The organism is Erythrobacter litoralis, assembly GCF_001719165.1.
GTDB lineage: Bacteria > Pseudomonadota > Alphaproteobacteria > Sphingomonadales > Sphingomonadaceae > Erythrobacter > Erythrobacter litoralis.
In genome coordinates this window covers 2,332,379-2,351,783 of the sequence record NZ_CP017057.1, presented here as the reverse complement: position 1 = coordinate 2,351,783, position 19,405 = coordinate 2,332,379, and the positions used below count along the sequence as shown (strand labels likewise).

Below are 19,405 nucleotides of genomic sequence, written 5' to 3'. Positions count from 1 at the left end.
CGGATCAAAACGGGCCGGGTTTCGGGTTGAGGATCAGGCGTTCTCGCTGACGCTTTCCATTGCGAGCGCTTCCTTGATCGCTCCGGCGAAGGCCTTGATGTCGTCCGGCTTGCGGCTGGTGATGATGTTGCCATCGACCGCCACCTCCTGGTCGACCACGTTCGCGCCTGCATTGGCAAGGTCGGTTCGGACCGAGGGCCAGCTTGTCATCGTCTTGCCCTTGGCGATGCCTGCTTCGATCAGCAGCCACGGTGCGTGACAGATGGCCGCGACCGGTTTCCCGGCGGAATTGAATTCGCGCACCAGTTCGATCGCTCGCGGCTGGAGCCGCAGGATGTCGGGATTGATCTGGCCGCCGGGAAGCATCAGCGCGTCGAAATCGCCGCTCGAAACTTCATCGAGCGTGATGTCGACCGATACGCCGTCGCCCCAATTGTTCTTGTCCCAGCCCGTGATCGAGCCGCTTTCGGGACTGGCGATGGTCACTTCCGCGCCAGCCTTCTCGAGGATCGAACGCGGCTCGGTCAGTTCCGACTGTTCGAAACCGTTGGTTGCTATGATGAGAATGCGTTTCATGATTGTGTCTCCTTTATCCGTTTGATTATTCAACGAAACAGGAAGGCCATGCGTTCCGCCTTGCCCGCTCGCTCGTGGCTGGGTTTCGGCGGGTCGAGCGCGGGCGGGCCGAACCGGCTCGCAGGGGCGCCGCATCGAGACTGTGGAAACGCCTCTCCCGCCCGCGCGCGCGGCTTGCTAGGGGCTGATTCATGGCAGACACGACCGCTCCTGGTGCACCCGCGCCGCCGGAAGATCCCTTCGACCAGATCGTCGACGCGCCCTTCGACGCAGCGCTCGAGGAGCGCTATCTCGTCTATGCGCTCTCGACGATCACCGCGCGCTCGCTTCCTGACCTGCGCGATGGCCTCAAACCGGTCCATCGCCGCCTGCTGTGGGCGATGCGCCAGCTGGCTTTGCGTCCAGACAGCGCCTTCAAGAAATCCGCGCGCGTCGTCGGCGACGTGGTCGGCAAGTATCACCCGCATGGCGATGTCGCCGCCTATGATGCGATGGTCCGCCTCGCCCAGCCGTTTTCGCTGCGTTACCCGCTGGTCGAGGGGCAGGGCAATTTCGGCAATATCGACGGCGATAACGCGGCCGCCTACCGCTACACCGAGGTGCGGCTGACCAAGACCGCGATGGAACTGATGGCGGGCCTCGACGAAGGCACGGTCACGTTCCTGCCGACCTATAACGGTGAGGAACACGAGCCTGAACTGATGCCCGGCCTGTTCCCGAACCTGCTCGCCAACGGGGCAAGCGGGATCGCGGTCGGCATGGCGACCAACATCCCTTCGCACAATGTCGCCGAGATCATCGACGCCACGCTCGAGCTTATCGACAACCCCCATGTCGAGCATGCCCGGCTGATGGAGTTGTTCGCCGGACCGGATTTCCCCACGGGCGGCCAGATCGTCGACAGCCCCGAGACGATTTCGGAGGCCTATGCCACCGGGCGCGGTTCGTTCCGGGTGCGGGGCGTCTTCCGTGCGCCCGAGTCCGAGAACGTGGCCGACCGCGAGGCCGGGATCGAGCGGCTGGGCGGCGGGCAATGGCAGCTCGTCATTTCGGAAATCCCGTTCCAGGTCGCCAAGGGCAAGCTGATCGAGCAGATCGCAGCGACCATCGCCGATCGGAAGCTCCCCATCCTCGAAGACGTGCGCGATGAAAGCGACGAGGACATCCGCATCGTTCTCGTGCCCAAAAGCCGCAATGTCGATCCCGACCTGCTCAAGGAAAGCGTCTTCAAGCTGACCGATCTCGAGACGCGCTTCGGGCTCAACCTCAACGTCCTCGATGCGAACCGCACCCCGATGGTGATGGGGCTCAAGGAACTGCTCGGCCACTGGGTCGCCGCGCAGATCGAGATTCTCCAGCGCCGCGCGCGCCACCGGCTCGACCAGATCGAAAAACGCCTCGAACTGGTCGAGGGCTACATCATCGCCTTCCTCAATCTCGACCGGGTGATCGAGATCATCCGCACCGAGGACGAGCCCAAGCCGGTCATGATGGCGGAATTCTCGCTCACCGACCGCCAGGCCGAGGCGATCCTGAATATGCGGCTGCGGTCCTTGCGCAAGCTTGAGGAAATGCAGCTCAGACAGGAAAAGGACGAGCTGCTGGCCGAACAGGACGACCTTACCAAGCTGCTGGAAAGCCCGGCCCGCCAGCGCACGCGCCTCAAGAAGGACCTGCGAAGCCTGCGCAAGGACTATGCCGAGAACACTGCGCTGGGCGCGCGCCGCACGCGGATCGAGGAAGCGGCGCCCGCGGTCGAATTCAGCATGGACGCGATGATCGAGAAGGAGCCGATCACCGTCATCCTGTCTCAGAAGGGCTGGATCCGTGCGGCCAAGGGTCACGTCCCGCTCGACCAGGAATTCAAGTACAAGGAAGGCGACGCGCTCGCCTTCATTGCGCATGCCCAGACCACCGACAAGCTGCTGATCGCAGGCAGCGACGGGCGCTTCTACACGCTGGGCTGCGACAAGCTGCCCGGCGCGCGCGGCTTCGGCGAACCGGTGCGGACCATGATCGACCTCGAGGCGGAAAGCTCGATCGCCAAGATGCTCGTCCATAAAGCAGGTGGAAAGCTCCTGCTGGCGGCATCGAGCGGGAAGGGGTTCCTAGCGAAGAGCGACGATCTGCTGGCCGAGACCCGCAAGGGCCGGCAGGTCGTGAATCTCAAGGGTGGGGCGAAACTCCAGGTGGTCCGGCAGGTGGCCGAGGGGCACGATCACGTCGCCGCCGTGGGCGACAATCGCAAGCTCATCGTGTTCAACATCGAGGAAATGCCCGAAATGGCGCGCGGACAGGGCGTTCAGCTGCAGCGCTACCGCGACGGAGGGTTGTCGGATGCGACGACTTTCCGGTTCGAGGAGGGCCTGAGCTGGACGATGGGCGGCTCGCAGGGGCGCACGCGGACGGAAAGCGACATCTGGCAATGGAAGGTCGCCCGCGGCGCAGCAGGGCGGATGCCGCCGCAGGGCTTCCCCAAGGACAACCGGTTCGATTGAGGAGGCGCGTGGGGTTTTGCGGCTGCTGCAGCCGGTCAGCGCTTCTCGCGAACCCGCCAACCGAAAAGGGCCGGCAGGATTGCTCCTGCCGGCCCTTCTTCATCCGACCAAACGGTACGAAAGGTCAGGCTCAGCCGCCGTGTGCGGCAGCCATGATGTCGGAATAGTTGGCGCGCGCCATGATCGTGCCTTCCTCGTCGACCCACATCAGGTTGCGCGGCAGGCTGATCAGTTCTTCCTCGACCTTGACGACGATGACTTCGCCTTCGTTCTCGATCGTCTCGACAAGCCCGAGCGGCTGTTCGTCGGCAGTCACGATCGGCGCGCCCACGACGAGAAGTTCGGCGAGCTTAGCCATCGCTTCGGCTTCGGCCTTGGCGAGTTCGGCCTTGCGCGCTTCCTCGGCGGCCTTCGCCTGCGCGACCTGCTGCGCCATCATGCCGTCGATCTGCTGCTTCGTCGCTTCGACGCGGAAACCCATGTCGCCCGCATCGTTGATCGCGCGTTCGGCGATTGCGCCGCGCGGCAGGGGCGCCTTGTAGGTGCCGGTGTCGACCGTGACGGTGCCTTCGTCGGTCACGGTGACCGTGCCGATCGGGTTGCCGTCATTGCCGTAGATCGTATCGCCCACGTCCTGCGCGGAAGCCGCGATCGGGGTCGCCGCCATGGCGGTGGCCAGGAAAGCCAGCTTGGCAAGTTTCATCTGAGATTACTCCGTTCTTCAGTTCATCGAGACGCCGCCGCAAGGAGCGGGCGACGCGGGCCGGACACGCGGCACCAAGCGGGAGGGATCAGGGCAGCGAAGCCCCGGACCGAGCCAGGTGCGAATGGATGCGCGCGAAAGCTAAATGTGCAAAACGCGCAAGCGGTTCCCTAGGGAAAAACGACGTGTGTGACAACACGATCGACCCGGTAACGCTTTTGACCTCACGGGCATGAAGCGGCGCTGAACGCGTTTTCAATCGCTTAACCGATTTCCTCGGCAAGGATCTGACGCACCCGCGCAGCATCCGGAAAATCCTCCGCAATCCAGCGTCGCTCGACCGATTGAAGAATTTTTGCAACTTGCGGCCCCGCGGCAACACCCTGGGCGACGATTTCGCCGCCCTTTAGTGGGAAGACAGGTGGCTCCCAGGCCGCGATCGGGCGAGCATCCTCGCCAGACAGGAGCAGCCGGTCGATCGCGAAATGCGTGCCCGTGCGATAGGCGAGGGCGTGAATGCGATCGGCATCGTGATCGGCGCGTTCGGCCGCATTGACGATCCGCGCGCGCTGCGCCTTGGACAGGCGCAGCCGTGCGGCGACCGTTTCGGCCACATCGGGCGAGGGCGGCAGCAGCGCGGCCAGCCGGCGCAGCGGTTCCGGCGCGAAGCCCTGGTTGCGCTCGGCCGCGATCAGCCGCGCGAGTGCCGCGACGTGAACGGTGCATGCTTCAGGCAGGATCACGCCGAGAACGCTGCGCCGCTGCATCCGCTCGACCGTCCGGTGCGGGTCGGGCAGGGCGAGAAGGGCGAGCAGCTCGTTCGCGATCCGCTCGCGGCTGAGCCCCTTGAGCGTCGCGGCCATCTCGGCGCAGGCATTCTCCGCCGCCTCGTCCAGTTCCGCGCCGAAACGCGCCTGGAACCGGTAATAGCGCAGGATCCGCAGGTGATCCTCGGCGATGCGCTCGCGCGGTTCCCCGATGAAGCGCACGCGCCGTGCGCGCAGATCGTCAAAGCCGCCGAAGAAATCGTCGATCTCGAGCGTCAGCGGATGGGCATAGAGCGCATTGATCGTGAAATCGCGCCGCGCCGCGTCTTCCTGCCAGTCGCTGGCATAGCGAATCGTCGCGCGGCGCCCGTCGGTCGAGACGTCGTGGCGCAGGGTGGTCACCTCGACCGGGCCATCCTCGAGCAGCGCTGTGACCGTGCCATGCTCGATCCCTGTCGGCACGGTCCTGATCCCGGCCGCGGCGCAGCGCTCGATCACCGTTTCAGGAACGAGCACTGTCGCACAATCGACATCGTGCACGGCAACCCCCAGCAATCCGTCGCGCACCGCCCCGCCGACCCAGCGGATGTTCTCTGCACCGAGCGCGCGCGTCAGCGCCGCGAGGCCCGCTCGCTTGGTCCAGTCGGCATGTTCGAGAGTATGGTTCACCGGGTCCGTTTCCGCGCCGGACCGATCGCGGTCCGCCTCCTGTCATCTTCACGTTGCGTTACAAAAATATGTGCGCGCCTCACAAGCTTGTCCTCAGGATCACGCGCGCCCGGCATCCGGCAGGACCTCCGCTGCCGCGATCCGCCGGGCGAGATTGGCGATGATCGCGGCGGTCACCCCCCAGATGCGGAAGCCCGAATAATCCATCTCGAGATAGCGCCGCGTCGCTCCGCGCCAGAACACCTCGTTGATTGTCCACGCGCTTTCATCGAGCAGAAGGGCGAGCGGCGCTTCGAACCACGCCTCGACCTCGCTGGGATGCGGAACGAGCGGCAGGTCGGGCGGGATGACGGCGAGAACGGGGGTGACGATGAAGCCCGTCCCGGTCTGGTAGAGGTCCGTCTCCCCGATCACGCGCACCGCCTCGCGCGGCATGGCGAGTTCTTCCTCCGCCTCGCGCAGGGCGGCGGTGACCGCGTCCTCGCCCGGGTCGAGCTTGCCGCCGGGAAAGGCCACCTGGCCCGGATGATCGCGCATTCCGCGCGGGCGCTGGGTGAGGACGACGCCGGGCTCCTCGCGGTCGGTCACGGCGATGAGGACGGCGGCCGGCGTCGGATCGCCGGTGGCGAAGCGGGCATCGGAAAGAAGGTCGTTCACGGGGCGCTCGTGCCCCCGCGCGAGGCTCGTGGAAAGCCGCTCGAAAAGATCCCCCATGGTGCGCTTCAGGGCACCAGCGAGAAGATCGCGCCCTGGCTCGAGACGATCCATTCATCGCCATTCGTCTCGAGCGCGATTTCGGCAAGCTGGGTATAGGTCGAGCGGTTGAGCCGCGCCTCGCAGCCGCGCCGCACCATCAGGTAGAGCGCAGGGGTTTCCGGATCGCCCGCGGCGCGCAGCGGATTGTCGGGCCCGGCCACGACCAGTTCGTCGGTGTTGAGGCGGAAGGCGATCTCGCCCTCCTTGAGCGCGCAGTCGACCGCAATGAAGGCGGCATCGTCGACCTCGATCGCCAGCTTCTCGAACGGGGTCATGAGCCAGTGCTGGCCGGTACTGTCGCGGGTAAGCAGCCCCGAAAAGGCGCGCACCATTGCGGGCCGGGTTATCGGACCGCCTTCGTGATACCAGGTCCCGTCGGCGGCGATACGCATCTCGCTCTCGCCGAGTTTTTCGGGCGCCCAGTTTTCGACCGGCGGGATCTTGCGGGAGGCAACCTGATCGGCGATTTCGGCGAGGGTGAGTTCGGCGAGGTAGGGGGGAGGTTCGTAAGGCATGATGGGGAAATGCGTTGCCAGATCGGCGCGTTCCCGTGAAGGGGAGTCCTTCGTTCGCTCGCTCCCATTCGCAGGCGCGTTTTCCCTGGTGCTTGCGGCGGTTGCACCTCCGGTCAGCCGCTTCCTAGTCGGTGTCGCGCGCCTGTCCGGGCCACGGCCCAAGCATCCCCTCCGCCGGCATCGCGGCAAGCGCCGCGCCGCGTGCGAGCAGCCGTTCCTGTTCATAGGGGCCGGAGCAGCGCCAGCCTTTCGTATGCGCGTTCGTGAAGCCCCAGCGGCCGTAATAGTCCTCATCGCCGATCAGGACCTGCGGGAAGCTTGCCCCGGTCCCGCCGGCGAGCCTTGCCTCGGCGTTGAGCATCGCCGCCATCAACCCCTTGCCGAAACCCTCGCCCTGCCGTTCGGGCAGGACCGCGACCGGCCCCACCATGACGAGCGGCACCGGCCGGCCGTCGGGCGTGACGAGCGCGACGGGCCAGCACTGTATCGTCGCGACCAGCATTTCCTCCTCGTCGAGCGCTGCGAAGCTGAGCGCGTCGAGCGCCTCCATGCCCGCCCTTATGCGATAGGCGGTGCGCGCATGGCGGCCCTCGCCGAAGGCACGGTCGAGCAGGTCCTCGACCATGGCGGGCGGGACCGCGGAAAGCGGGATCAAGGTGGCGCTTTCGCCGGTCATTCGATGATGCCGATCAGCGCGGGGTGAGCTTCAGCAACCGGCCATCTTCGCCGTCTTCGGCGATCCAGACCGCGCCGTCGGGGCCTTCCTCGATCGATCGCAGACGGCTGCCCATGTCGTAGCGGGCGGTCTCGCGCGCCGTATCACCTTCGAGCGTCACGTGGATGATCGCCTTGGTCTTCAGCCCGGCGATGAGCGCATCTCCCCGCCAGCCTTCGAACATCTCGCCGGAATGGATGATCATGTCGCCCGGCGCGATGACGGGGGTCCAATGGACTTCCGGCTTGGCGAAGCCGTCATCCGGACTGTGATCGGGGATCGGCGATCCGTTGTAATTGATGCCGAAGGAGCGCTCCGGCCAGCCGTAATTGGCGCCGCGTTCGACCAAGTTGAGTTCATCGCCGCCCTTCGGACCGTGCTCCGTTTCCCACAAGCGGCCTTCGGCGTCGAAATCCATGCCGAGGATGTTGCGATGGCCCCACGACCAGGTTTCGTCCGGCACGCCTTCGCGGTCCGCGAGGGGATTGCCTTCGGCGGGCGTGCCGTCGAGATTCAGCCGCACGATCGTGCCGAGCGTGTTCGAGAGGTCCTGCGCAGGCGTCTGCTTCTGCCGGTCGCCGCTCGCGACGAAGAGATGCCGGCCATCGGGCGAAACCTGGATGCGGTGCGAATAGTGACCGCGCCCCGTCACTTTCGGCGCCTGCCTCCAGATCACCTCGAAGCCCTGGATCGAGCAATTGTCGGTCGCGTTGCAATCGAGCTTGCCCCGGCCCAGCGCCGCACCGCGCGTATCGCCTTCGCCCGCTTCGGCGAAGGAGAGGTAGATCGTGCGGCCGGTGAGGTTCGTGTCGGCCTCGCCCGGCAGGAAGGCGATGTCGCCCAGTCCGCCCTGGCCGCCGTAATCGACCGCCGGCACGCCCGAGACGGTGCCGATCTCGCCTGTCGCAGTGTCCATGACCTTGAGGCTGCCGCCCTGCTCGGTCACGAACAGAACGCCCGTACCCGGCGCGAATTCGATTGCCCACGGTTCCTCGAACACCGCCATGACTTCGCTCGTGAAGGGGCGTTCCCCGCTTTCGCCGGCGGTCTGGACGGCGCTATCCCCGGAATCCGCCTGCGCGCAGCTTGCGAGAGCGAGCGCGGGGAGAGACAATGCGACGGCGATTGGGTTCAGGCATTTCATGGATACGATAACTCCCCAAAACTGCATGCGTGCCGAGAACGTTGCGACCGATATCGTCATCGGCGTGGATGAGGCCGGACGCGGGCCGCTTGCCGGGCCGGTCGTCGCGGCCGCGGTGGTGCTGTGCGAGCCGATACCGACAGGGCTCGACGATTCCAAGAAACTTGTGCCGGCACGCCGGGCCGAACTCGATCATGTGATCCGCGCGCATTGCCTCTGGGAAGTGGCGGTGGTGGAACCCGAGGAGATCGACCGGATCAATATCTTCATGGCGACCATGGAGGCGATGACCCGCTGCGTCGCGCAATTGTGCGCCGCGGTGGAGCATGCGCCGCGCGAGGTGCTGATCGACGGCAATATGACGCCCCATGGCCGCTGCTCCGGATGGAACTGGCCCGCCCGCCCGATCGTCGGCGGGGATGCGATCGAGCCTTGCATCAGCGCCGCCTCGATCATCGCGAAGGAATGGCGCGACCGGCTGATGATCGAGGCTGCGAAGCGACACCCGGCCTATGGATGGGAGCGCAACAAGGGCTATGGAACGGCCGAACACCGCGAGGCGTTGCGCCTTCATGGTCCGAGCCCGCTTCACCGACGATCCTTTGCGCCGGTCGCGCAGGCAAACCTTCTCTAGGCACTCAGATTGGGCTAGGCGCCCGTTCTCATGATCGAGGCCACTGTCTATTCAATCGTAGGGCTCGTGGGGCTTGCAGTCGGCGGCGAACTGCTGGTGCGCGGGGCCGTCGGGATCGCGCAGAAGCTGGGCGTGTCGACCCTCTTCACCGGACTTGTCATCGTTGGTTTCGCGACTTCGATGCCCGAAATGGTCGCGAGCGTGCAGGCTGCCCTCTCGGGCTCGCCCGAGATCGCCTGGGGCAACATAGTCGGCTCCAACCTTGCGAACACGCTGCTGATCCTCGGCATTTCCGCGCTGGTCGCGCCGATCGTGTTGATCGGCACCGGGCGGCGCGACGCGGTGACGGCGCTCGGTCTCACGCTGGTCCTGTGGGCGCTCGTACTGTCGGGGCTCGGCGCGCGCTGGATCGGGTTCGCCTTCCTGGCGGGGATCATCGCCTACATCGTTTGGCGCTACCGCCATCCGGGAAATTCGCCGCCTGACAGCGAGGTCGACGCGGCACCGGTTCGAACATGGCTCGCCATGCTGCTTTTCTTGGGCGGGCTCGGCATCCTCGTCGCGGGCGGTAATGCGCTCGTCTACGGAGCGATCGAACTGGCGACGATCCTGGAAGTGCCCGAGACCGTGATCGGGCTGACCGTGGTCGCGGTCGGCACGTCACTGCCCGAACTGGCCGCATCGATCGCCGCTGCGCTACGCGGCAAGGCGGGCCTTGCGCTGGGCAATGTGGTGGGATCGAACATCTACAACATCCTTCTGATCGGCGGGGCGACCATGAGCATCGCTCCGTTCCCGCTTCCCGCCGAGCTCGCCGGGGTGCAGATGGCGCTGCTCACCGCGAGCGCCGTGGTCCTGCTCGCGCTGTTGTGGCGCGCGAAGCGGATCGGGCGTCTCCTGGGCGCGCTTCTGGTCGCGGCTTTCGCCGGGAACGTGGTGCTGGTCTTCAGCTAGGCTGCGGTGCTGCTCGTGGCCGCGGGGGCGAATGCCTTGGCCGCCAATTGTTCGAGATATTCGCGCGCCCAGCGTTCGGCGGCGTCGGGATCGCTCGGCATCCCGCCTTCGGCCTCGGCCGCCGCGCCCAGTTCGTCGCGGCTGTTGACGCGCGGGAAGCGGACCTCGGGCACCGCGACACCGAGAAAGGCGCAGAGCGGCTCCCAGCCCAATTTGGGGTGGAAGACGAGCAGCCGGTCCGCCGGCAGGGTGTCGATCACCTCTTGGTTCCGCCGCGCATACCAGTCGGTCATGAAGGCGCGGTCGGTGATGTCGCCGCCGCCGAAATGGCCAAAGATCACCCTCTCCATCATCTCGCCCATCGGCGTTCCCACGAGGCTAGCCTGCATCATCGGCGAGAAGATCGTCTCGCTCACCGATTCGAACCAGCTGTCGGGATCGCGCGTCGTCAGCACGACTTTTGCGTTCGGGCAATGGGCCGCGAGTTCGCGCCAGTAGCCGGCCGAGGGATAGTCGCTGCACGCGCGGAAACCGTCGAAGATCGCATCCCAGTCGGGATTGCCGCGAGCGGCCTCAATCCATAGCGGCACCTGCCGCCGCCCGTCGGCGAAGACCTCGGTCATGTGGTGGCACGGCCCGAAGCCGAGCTTCTCGAGCGCGAATTTCATCGACAGCGTGGCGTTCCGGCCGAGGCCGGCCGCAATGACTTCAAGCGTCATGGTTCAAATCCCCTCATTTCGAACCGACCCGTCCTCCTGCCCTCCTGCCATGTCTTGGCCAGGGGGCCGAGTCCTTTCCGCAACACCACCCCATCTGGAGTCCCTGCCGCAGGTGCGGACTCCATATCTTGTGGCGGTCCCGTTTCGTTCTCAGCAGCTCACTTTTCCTTAACCATGATCGCGCAGGATTTACCGGGTTGACGGGGAGTCCGCTTGGACTCATGCCTGTGGATAACTCTGCATCCAAGGCACCGGGGAGACGAAAATTGGGCGTGATCGAGACGGCGAGAATGCGCGCGAAAACGGGTCAAAAGGCCCGCGAGGCAATGCGCGCCGATCTGCCGCTAGGCACGATCCTCGCCGGCGACTGCATTGAGGCGATGCGCTCACTGCCCGACAGTTCGATCGATTGCGTCTTCGCGGACCCGCCCTACAATCTTCAGCTCGGCGGCGGTCTCAGCCGCCCGGACGGGAGCCATGTTGATGCGGTGACGGACGAGTGGGACCGGTTCGACAGTTTCCGCGCCTATGACGATTTCACCCGCGCCTGGCTGACCGAGGCGCGTCGTGTGCTCAAGCCCGACGGATCGCTGTGGGTGATCGGATCTTATCACAACATCTACCGCGTCGGCGCGATCCTCCAGGATACGGGCTTTTGGATCCTCAATGACATTATCTGGCGCAAGACCAATCCGATGCCGAACTTCAAGGGCACCCGCTTCACCAATGCGCACGAAACGCTGATCTGGGCGAGCATGGGCGAGAAAGCGCGCTACCGCTTCAATTACCGCGCGATGAAGACCCTCAATGACGAGCTCCAGATGCGCAGCGACTGGGTGATCCCGATTTGCGCCGGGGGGGAACGGCTCAAGGAAAACGGCAAGAAGGCGCATCCCACGCAGAAGCCCGAGGCGCTGCTCTACCGCGTGCTGCTTGCCACAACGGAGAAGGGCGATGTCGTGCTCGATCCGTTCTTCGGCACCGGCACGACCGGGGCGGTGGCCAAACGCCTTGGCCGGAACTGGATCGGCTGCGAGCGCGAGAGCCTCTATCGCGAGATCGCTCTGAAACGGATCGAAAAGGAATTGCCGCTCGACGAGAGCGCGCTCGAGACCATGCAGTCCAAGAAATCCGCGCCCCGGGTCGCCTTCGGGACGTTGGTGGAAACCGGATTGATCGCGCCCGGTACGAAGGTGTTCGACAAGAAACATCGCTGGGTCGCGATCGTCCGGGCCGATGGGTCGCTCGATTGCAAAGGGCAGGTCGGCTCGATCCATGGCCTTGGCAAGGACCTACAGGGCGCGCCGTCATGCAATGGTTGGAGCTTCTGGCATTACGAGAAAGGCCACGAGATCGTACCCATCGATGCTGCGCGCCAGCTTTACCTGCTTGCTGCGGAGGATTGAACCAAGCGCTCCTTTTTCGTTCATACGTAATGACAAACGAGCCGTAAAAACGGTCTGCCGCCGTGTGACAACATCTCATCGCAAGTGACAGCGTCCGTTCAGCGTTTCCATCCGTTACTGTGTGCTGCCGTCGGATCGGCCCCCTCGATCCCATGCGGCGCATCAATGATGAGAGGAAACCAATGACAAGCATCACCAGGTTCACCGCCGTTCCCGCTGCGGCAGTCGCCCTCGCGCTGGTCCCCGCTGCCGCGCAGGCGGAAGGACCCTATGTCGGCGTTTCGGGCGGCATCGCGCTCCCCGAGGACAGCAGCAATGCGGGCGAATTCAACAGCGCCGTTCCCGCCACCGATGATTTTGACGAGATCCCGGCCGGCACGACGCTTGGCTGGGACACCGAATTCGACAACGGCTTCGCAATCGGCGGACAGGTCGGCTACGCTTTCGACAGCGGGTTGAGGGTCGAACTCGAAGGCGCGTACACACAGTATGATGTCGATACCCACTCGGGTCTGACGGTGGGCGGCGCGAACATCGATGGCGTCGATGTTGCCGTCCTCACTCGCGGCGCGCCCGATTCGGCCAATCCGACAGTCGGTGCGGTCATTGCGGACGGGCAGGGTGAAGTCACCAATTTCGGCCTTTTCGGAAACGTCTTCTACGACATCGAGACCGGCAGCGCTTTCAAGCCCTATGTCGGTGCCGGTCTGGGATACCAGTGGGTCGACGTTGAATACGTCCCATCGGGTGTAGATGTCGGCAATGACGATGACGGGGTTTTCGCCTATCAGCTGATGGCTGGAGCGAGCTTCAAGCTGACCGATACCGTCGATCTGTTTGGCCAGTACACTTATCGCGGCAGCTTCGAGGACGCGGACATCCCGCTCAACCTCGTCCCCGCGACGCTTGGGGTCGAAAGTTCCCAGTCTGTCGTTTCGGCCGGCCTGCGCTTCGGCTTCTAACGCCGCGGCTCTCCGTACAATCCTAAGAGGGGCTGTCCGCACCGCCGGGCGGCCCCCTTTTTGTGGGTCTTATGCGACAGTGCAAAGTCGCGCGCGCAGGGCTGTCCACGTCCGTGCCGAGCGGCTAAAGCCCGCGCCATGGCTGACGTCTATCTTTACCCCATCACGCTCGCCTCTGGCCCCCAGGCCGAAGCCGGCGAGCACGGGCCGGGCGCGATCCGGCTAGGCGGTTCGATGGCCTATGCGAGCCGGTTCGCGCTTGTCCTGCGCGAGGACGGCCGGGTGATCGATCGGCGCGTCTTCAGCGTCGCCGAGGCCGAGCGCGCCCTCGATGGGCTCGGTCCGCTCGAAGAGGTCGAAGCGCGCCGTCAATGGGCCAATCTCGCGCGAGTCCATGCCCCGATCCGGGCGGACGAACGGGTCATCCGGCTCGACCAGCCGCAGGTCATGGGTGTACTCAACGTCACGCCCGACAGTTTCAGCGATGGCGGGGCCTATCACGACAAGGAGGACGAGGGCCGCGCCCACGCTGCCGCCATGCTTGAAGCCGGCGCGGCGATCATCGATATCGGTGGGGAAAGCACCCGTCCGGGTGCGGAGGCGACGTTCGAGACCGAGGAGATCGAGCGAGTCGTGCCCGCAGTGCGTTATTGCGCGGCTATGGGCGCCGCGATCAGCGTCGATTCGCGCCGTGCGGGCGTGATCGAACAGGCGCTCGCGGCAGGCGCGCATATCGCCAACGATGTCTCGGCCCTGCGCTACGATCCGCGCAGCAGCGAGGTGATCGAATCCTATGGCTGCCCGGTTGTGCTGATGCACGCGCCCGGCACCGGCGAGGATTTGCACAGTGGCGGAGGTTACGAAGACGTGGTGAGCGAGGTGTTCGATTTTCTCCGGCTCGCCCGCGACAAGGCGATCGCGGGCGGCATCGCCGAGGGGAACATCGTACTCGATCCAGGCATCGGCTTTGGCAAATCGCTCGCCGACAATCTCGCTCTCCTCAATGCCTTCCCACTTTTCCACGCGCTCGGCTCGCCCATCCTGGTGGGCGTCAGCCGCAAGCGCATGATCGGCGCGCTCTCCAATGAGGAAGGCCCGAAGGACCGGCTCGCCGGGTCTATCGCGCTCGCGGTCAGGGCGATGGAGGCAGGCGTGCACATCCTGCGCGTCCACGACGTCGCAGAAACGGTTCAGGCGCGCAATGTATGGCGCGGGCTGCGGGACGCGGCATTGACCGATTTCAGCCAGTTGCCTCCGCTTTCCTGAAAGCCCATTGCGCGCTGTCGCAATTGCGTCATGGAGCCCGGGCAAGCACCCTTTCCCTACATTCATGACAAGGAACACGCCATGCGCCTTCCCCTGCTTCTCGCCGCGGTCGGAACCGCCGCAATCGCCTCCATCGCCCCGCTTTCGGCCAATCCGGAGGTGGAGCTTGCGGCCGAGGACATGCTCGCGCCCTATTACGCCAAGCTCGAACGCGAACTCGACCTGCCGGTCGCGCCTGCCGGGGCGGGGCTGGCTGAGGATACGGTGCTGACCCGGATCGGGGTGGGCAGCTGCAACCACCAGAGCCGCTCGCAGCACATGTGGGCGAAGATCGCGGCGGCGGACCCGCAGCTTTTCCTGTTCATCGGCGACAATAATTACGGCGACAATGGCTGGGAAGGCGACGCCGCGCTAGGATCCTTGCGGGCCGCCTATGCTAAGCAGGCCGAAACGCCCGAACTGGCCACCTTCCGCAAGGCCGTGCCGATGATGGCTGCGTGGGACGACCACGATTACGGCTTCAACGATGCGGGTGCGAGCTTCACTCCGCGGCGCTGGTCGGAAACGCTTTTCGAGACTTTCTGGGGCTCCACCGAGGAGGTCCGCTCGCGCCCCGGGATCTACGACTCGCGCATCGTGGGCGAAGAGGGTCGGCGCACGCAGATCATCCTGCTCGACACCCGCTTCTTCCGCTCCGATCTCGAGGCAATGCCCTATTCGGAGACCCGCCCGCCGCTCGGCCCCTATGTGCCGAGCACCGACCCCGACAAGACCATGCTGGGCGAACAGCAGTGGAAATGGCTCGAGGCGGAGCTCGCGAAACCGGCCAATTTCCGGATCGTGGCGAGCTCGATCCAGGTGCTGACCGATGCGCATGACTACGAGGCGTGGGAGAACCTGCCGCTTGAACGCGCCAAGCTATATCGCCTGCTTGCAGGGCGCGAGGAAAGCGGGCTGGTGCTGCTTTCGGGCGACCGGCACGCGGGGGGGATCTACACCGATACGCCGGATGAGACCGGCGGCGAGCAGCTTTGGGAGCTGACCAGTTCCTCGCTCAACCTCGCCTTCAATAACACGGCGAGCAATACTGCGCGCGAACCCGATCCGAAACGGCTCACCGATTTCATCTCGGAGGAGAATTTCGGGCTGGTCGATATCGACTGGGCTGGCCGCACATTCACCATGACCCTGCGCGGGAACCAGGGCGAGGAGCGCGTGAGCCGGACGGTAAGCTGGTAGCCAGCCTAGAGCGTGTAGCCGCCGTCCGATACCATCACGTGACCCGTGACGTTGGCGGCGGCGTCGCTCAGGAGGAACAGGATCGTCTCGGCCATTTCCGCGGAACTCGCGAACCGGCCCGAAGGCGTGGTCTTCGCCATCGCCTTCAGGGTCGCCTCGCGCCCATGCGCCTCGACCGAGCGCTTGAAGTCCTCGGAGGAATCCCAGATCGCGGTGTCGACGCCGCCCGGCGCGATCGCGTTGACGCGGATATTCTGCGCCGCGCCCTCAACCGCGGCGATGCGCGCCATGTGGGCGACGGCGGCTTTCGACACGCCATAGGGGCCGATGCCAGGAACGGGCTTGAGGCCGGTGGTCGAGGAGATGACCACTGCGCTTCCGCCTTTTCCGCGCATCGCCCGCATCGCGGTGGAAAGCGTGAGGAAGGACCCGTCGAGATTGACTTCCATGACCCGCCGCCAGGCCGCGAGGTCAAGCTCCATGAGCGCTCCGCCCGCGCCGATTCCGGCATTGACGATCGCGTGGTCGAGCCCGGCGAGGTCTTCTTCGAGATCAGCCCAGAGCAGCGGGTCGGCGACGCTACCGATGATCGGCACAACTTCGGATCGGCCGAGAGCTAGCCCGTCCAACCCTCCGGCGTCGATGTCGTTCAGGAACAGCTTCGCAGCCCCGCGCGCGGCGAGCGCCTGCGCACATGCCGCGCCGATGCCCGATGCGGCCCCGGTCACGAGCGCGCTGCGCCCCTCGAAATCCCGTCGTGTGTCGTCCATGCCCGAGGCGCTAGTGCGGAGGCGCGTAGCGATCAAGCGGCCCGTTCAGGCGGCGTTATCGATGCCGAGGTCCGAGAGCTTGCGATAGAGCGTGGAGCGCCCGATGCCGAGCCGGCGCGCAACCTCGGTCATGCGCCCGCGATAATGCCCGATGGCAAGCCGGATCACGTCCGCCTCGATCTCCTCGAGTGGGCGCAGATTGCCGTCTTCGGTATAGAGCATCACGCCTGCGCCTTCGTGGAAGGCAGGGGCCGGAGCTTCGCCGCGATCGCCGACCACTTCGGACAATTGCGGAAAGTTTTCCGCCGTCAGCGTCTCGCTCTCGCAATAGACGGCGGCGCGGAACAGCACCGATTGCAGCTGGCGGACATTGCCCGGCCATTCATAGGCCGCGAGCAGCGACAGCGCGCTGTCCGAGACGGACAGGTGGAGGAGCCCGGGCTGTTCGCCGATCCGGGCGAGGAAATGACGCGTGAGAGCGGGGATGTCGCTCGTGCGTTCGCGAAGGGGAGGCAGCACGATGCGGGTTGCCGACAGCCGCCGCGCAAGATCTGCGTCGAACGCTCCTTCCTCGACCAGCGCGGCGAGGGAGACGTTGCACGCGACCAGCAGGCGCATGTCGATCCGGTAGCCATAGCTCGCCCCCACCGGGCGCACGATCCCGCTTTCCAGCGCTTCGCAAAGGCGCTGCTGGACGTGGCGGGGCAGGCGGTCGACCTCGTCGAGGACCAGAGTGCCACCGTCGCAATGCTGAAGCGCACCGATCTGGCGGTCGAAGGCGCCGGGGAAGGCGCCGGGTTCATGCCCGAACAGGACCGATTCGAGAGATCCGGGCGGAATGCTCGCGACATTGACGATCCTCAGCGCCTCCTTGGTGCGCGGGCTTGCCGAATGCATCGCGCGGATCAGCATTTCCTTGCCAGTCCCGCTTTCGCCCTCGATCAGCGCATGGCCTTGCCCGCGCGCGGCCTTGGCGGCCTGGGCGAGAGCGGTGCGAAAACCGGGCGCGGTGCCGATCATCGCGTCGAAATCGAGATTGGCACCCATCTTCTCGGTCAGGGGGGCGAGCTCATCGCGCTGGCTTTCGCGCTTGGTCACGGCGCGCAGCGCTTCCATGAGCCGGTCGGGAGAGACGGGCTTGACCAGATAATCGCTCGCGCCCGCGCGCATCGCCTCGACCGCGAGCACGGGCGAGGCACTGGTGGTCAGCATCAGGATCGGCAAAGCGGGGCGGCGCTCCTTCAGCGCGGCGATGAGCGCGCAGGCATCGTCGCCCGGCACCCACTGGTCGAGCAGGATCGCGGAAAGCTGCATCCCCTCGCGCGTGCCGAGCGTCGCGATCGCGGTTTCCGCATCCGGCGCGACGATCGTGCGCCAGCCATTGCGCGCGGCGATTGCGGAAATCAGCCTGCTCTGCGCCGGTTCGTCGTCGATCAGCATGACGAGGCGCGGTGCCTCGGTATCCGCGCGCACCGTGTCGGCGGCCGGATCCAAGCGGTCGGCGTCAGCTGCGGACTGTTCGTCCGAATCCGGGATGACCTTTTCCGACATCGGCGCGCGTTCGAGCTCCCTCATCGCCCCGGAAAGACCGTCCCGAGGTGAAACGTCCAACCGCCTTAAGAGCAGTGGGTAAAGACTGGATTAAGCCTGTTCGAACGACGACGATGATCGCAATGGAGCGCTGGAAAGCGGCGATCAGTGAGACGCGGGCTTGAGCGCGGGCACAGGCTCGGATAACGCCGGGCCTATCACTTTTCACGGCAACCTTTTGCCGCGATCATCGTTAGGCACCTTCAAGGGGAAACTTTGCAAATGGCAACGCACGACATGGACAAGGCGCGCTCGACCTATGAGTCGTTCATGACCGCGCTCAAATGGGCTGTCCCGGTCATTGCCCTCATCACCCTGTTCGTCGTCTCGCTCATCGCCGGGTAGAGCCGGGAAAATCGCCGAAATCTCTGGGGGGCATTAGTGAAGATCGCAGTCCTGAAAGAACGCGCCGCGGGCGAAACGCGAGTCGCCGCGACACCGGAAACGGTGAAGAAGTTCATCGGCCTCGGCAACGAGGTCGCCGTTGAGAAGGGGGCGGGCGCCTCCGCCTCGATCACGGACGAGGCCTATGGCGAAGCCGGCGCGGTTCTGGGCGATGCTGCCGGATGCGTGAAAGGCGCGGACATCGTGCTTGGCGTCCAGGCCCCCGACGTGGCGCTGCTTTCGGGTGCAAAGCCGGGCGCGTGGGTCGCGGCGCTGTTCGATCCGTTCCAGCAGAACGACCGCGTCGAGGCTTACGCCAAGGCCGGGCTCGAGGCGCTGTCGATGGAATTCATGCCGCGCATCACCCGCGCGCAGTCGATGGACGTGCTCTCCAGCCAGTCGAACCTCGCCGGATACAAGGCGGTGCTCGCGACGGCGGACGAATATGGCCGCGCCTTCCCGATGATGATGACGGCGGCCGGCACGGTGCAGGCGGCGCGCTGTTTCGTCATGGGCGTGGGTGTCGCAGGCCTCCAGGCGATCGCGACCGCCAAGCGCCTCGGCGCGCAGGTTTCGGCGACCGACGTGCGGCCCGAAACCGCCGAACAGATCACCTCGCTGGGCGCTAAGGCGATCTTCGCAGAGGGGCTCGAGGCAGCGGGCGAAGGTGGCTATGCCGCCGAACTGACCGACGAACAGAAAGCGAAGCAGGCCGAACTGGTCAGCGAACACATCGCCAAGCAGGATCTCGTCATCACCACGGCCCTCATCCCGGGGCGCAAGGCGCCGGTGCTGGTCACCGACGCGCAGATCGCGACGATGAAGCCGGGCAGCGTGATCTTCGACCTCGCGGTTGCGCAGGGCGGCAATGTCGAAGGCTCGAAGCCCGACGAGGTGGTCGTGAAGCACGGCGTCAAGATCATGGGCTATTCGAATACCCCCGCGCACCTTCCCGCCGATGCCTCGGCGCTGTTCGCGCGCAACCATTTCAACTTCCTCTCCGCCTTCTGGGACAAGGAAGCGGGCGCACCGATGCTCGACGAGGAGATCGGCGACGCGATCCGCCTGACCAAGGGCGGCGAAGTGGTGAATGCGAGGTTGAAGGGGTAAAGCTCAACCCCGCCCCGCCGGGATCGTG

19 protein-coding genes are annotated in these 19,405 nt (G+C 65.5%); 9 read left to right on the top strand and 10 right to left on the bottom strand.

Annotated elements, in window-relative coordinates; genetic code table 11:
- Positions 1-33: 33 nt before the first annotated feature.
- Positions 34-576: a type 1 glutamine amidotransferase domain-containing protein gene (locus Ga0102493_RS11240; RefSeq protein ID WP_034900475.1), complete on the bottom strand. Its 543-nt coding sequence runs from the start codon at positions 574-576 to the stop codon at positions 34-36.
- 191 nt (positions 577-767) lie between these two features.
- Here Ga0102493_RS11240 and parC point away from each other — a divergent pair, with 191 nt between their 5' ends.
- Positions 768-3,074, top strand: a complete 2,307-nt coding sequence (gene parC, locus Ga0102493_RS11235) for a DNA topoisomerase IV subunit A (protein ID WP_034900476.1) — start codon at positions 768-770, stop codon at positions 3,072-3,074.
- A 130-nt stretch (positions 3,075-3,204) separates the two neighbouring features.
- Here parC and Ga0102493_RS11230 read toward each other — a convergent pair whose 3' ends face one another.
- The 6 genes from Ga0102493_RS11230 to Ga0102493_RS11205 all read right to left on the bottom strand — a co-directional run bounded on the left by Ga0102493_RS11230 (position 3,205) and on the right by Ga0102493_RS11205 (position 8,343).
- Positions 3,205-3,777: a hypothetical protein gene (locus Ga0102493_RS11230; RefSeq protein ID WP_034900477.1), complete on the bottom strand. Its 573-nt coding sequence runs from the start codon at positions 3,775-3,777 to the stop codon at positions 3,205-3,207.
- 263 nt (positions 3,778-4,040) lie between these two features.
- Positions 4,041-5,213, bottom strand: a complete 1,173-nt coding sequence (locus Ga0102493_RS11225; protein WP_034900479.1) for a CCA tRNA nucleotidyltransferase — start codon at positions 5,211-5,213, stop codon at positions 4,041-4,043.
- A 99-nt stretch (positions 5,214-5,312) separates the two neighbouring features.
- Positions 5,313-5,927: a CoA pyrophosphatase gene (locus Ga0102493_RS11220; protein WP_034900480.1), complete on the bottom strand. Its 615-nt coding sequence runs from the start codon at positions 5,925-5,927 to the stop codon at positions 5,313-5,315.
- Between the two features lie 8 nt (positions 5,928-5,935).
- A complete protein-coding gene (locus Ga0102493_RS11215) occupies positions 5,936-6,484 on the bottom strand; it encodes a DUF1285 domain-containing protein (protein ID WP_034900482.1) in 549 nt (182 codons plus the stop codon).
- Positions 6,485-6,608: 124 nt separating this feature from the next.
- Positions 6,609-7,160 (bottom strand): GNAT family N-acetyltransferase, encoded by a 552-nt coding sequence (locus Ga0102493_RS11210; RefSeq protein WP_034900483.1) that lies wholly within the window; start codon positions 7,158-7,160, stop codon positions 6,609-6,611.
- A gap of 13 nt (positions 7,161-7,173) precedes the next feature.
- Positions 7,174-8,343, bottom strand: coding sequence for a PQQ-dependent sugar dehydrogenase (locus Ga0102493_RS11205; RefSeq protein WP_034900485.1), 1,170 nt, complete (start codon positions 8,341-8,343; stop codon positions 7,174-7,176).
- 25 nt (positions 8,344-8,368) lie between these two features.
- On the opposite strand from Ga0102493_RS11205, the gene Ga0102493_RS11200 reads away from it, so the two are divergent.
- Both Ga0102493_RS11200 and Ga0102493_RS11195 read left to right on the top strand, forming a co-directional pair.
- Positions 8,369-8,977 carry a ribonuclease HII gene (locus Ga0102493_RS11200; protein WP_034900486.1) on the top strand — a complete coding sequence of 203 codons (609 nt, stop codon included), beginning with the start codon at positions 8,369-8,371 and terminating at the stop codon, positions 8,975-8,977.
- Positions 8,978-9,007: 30 nt separating this feature from the next.
- A complete protein-coding gene (locus tag Ga0102493_RS11195; RefSeq protein WP_034900488.1) occupies positions 9,008-9,931 on the top strand; it encodes a calcium/sodium antiporter in 924 nt (307 codons plus the stop codon).
- Here the strand turns inward: Ga0102493_RS11195 and Ga0102493_RS11190 are convergent.
- Positions 9,928-10,650: a sulfotransferase family protein gene (locus Ga0102493_RS11190; protein WP_034900490.1), complete on the bottom strand. Its 723-nt coding sequence runs from the start codon at positions 10,648-10,650 to the stop codon at positions 9,928-9,930. The two genes, Ga0102493_RS11195 and Ga0102493_RS11190, sit on opposite strands and share 4 nt — an antisense overlap.
- 326 nt (positions 10,651-10,976) lie before the next feature.
- Here Ga0102493_RS11190 and Ga0102493_RS11185 point away from each other — a divergent pair, with 326 nt between their 5' ends.
- The 4 genes from Ga0102493_RS11185 to Ga0102493_RS11170 all read left to right on the top strand — a co-directional run bounded on the left by Ga0102493_RS11185 (position 10,977) and on the right by Ga0102493_RS11170 (position 15,523).
- Positions 10,977-12,056, top strand: a complete 1,080-nt coding sequence (locus Ga0102493_RS11185; protein WP_174544540.1) for a site-specific DNA-methyltransferase — start codon at positions 10,977-10,979, stop codon at positions 12,054-12,056.
- Between the two features lie 182 nt (positions 12,057-12,238).
- The gene (locus Ga0102493_RS11180) at positions 12,239-13,018 is read left to right on the top strand and encodes an outer membrane protein (protein WP_034900494.1); all 780 of its coding nucleotides are present in this window, start codon (positions 12,239-12,241) and stop codon (positions 13,016-13,018) included.
- Positions 13,019-13,156: 138 nt separating this feature from the next.
- On the top strand, positions 13,157-14,284 hold the full coding sequence (gene folP / locus Ga0102493_RS11175) for a dihydropteroate synthase (protein ID WP_034900495.1): 1,128 nt from the start codon (positions 13,157-13,159) through the stop codon (positions 14,282-14,284).
- Positions 14,285-14,365: 81 nt separating this feature from the next.
- Positions 14,366-15,523, top strand: coding sequence for an alkaline phosphatase D family protein (locus tag Ga0102493_RS11170; protein ID WP_034900541.1), 1,158 nt, complete (start codon positions 14,366-14,368; stop codon positions 15,521-15,523).
- A gap of 5 nt (positions 15,524-15,528) precedes the next feature.
- On the opposite strand, the gene Ga0102493_RS11165 is transcribed toward Ga0102493_RS11170, so the two are convergent.
- Complete coding sequence (locus tag Ga0102493_RS11165; protein ID WP_034900497.1) at positions 15,529-16,293, bottom strand: SDR family NAD(P)-dependent oxidoreductase; 765 nt, start codon at positions 16,291-16,293, stop codon at positions 15,529-15,531.
- 45 nt (positions 16,294-16,338) lie between these two features.
- Positions 16,339-17,733, bottom strand: coding sequence for a sigma-54-dependent transcriptional regulator (locus Ga0102493_RS11160; protein ID WP_034900542.1), 1,395 nt, complete (start codon positions 17,731-17,733; stop codon positions 16,339-16,341).
- Between the two features lie 372 nt (positions 17,734-18,105).
- On the opposite strand from Ga0102493_RS11160, the gene Ga0102493_RS16480 reads away from it, so the two are divergent.
- Positions 18,106-18,228, top strand: a complete 123-nt coding sequence (locus Ga0102493_RS16480; protein ID WP_257784818.1) for a hypothetical protein — start codon at positions 18,106-18,108, stop codon at positions 18,226-18,228.
- A 36-nt stretch (positions 18,229-18,264) separates the two neighbouring features.
- Positions 18,265-19,377 carry an NAD(P) transhydrogenase subunit alpha gene (locus Ga0102493_RS11155; protein ID WP_034900498.1) on the top strand — a complete coding sequence of 371 codons (1,113 nt, stop codon included), beginning with the start codon at positions 18,265-18,267 and terminating at the stop codon, positions 19,375-19,377.
- Positions 19,378-19,405: the final 28 nt, after the last annotated feature.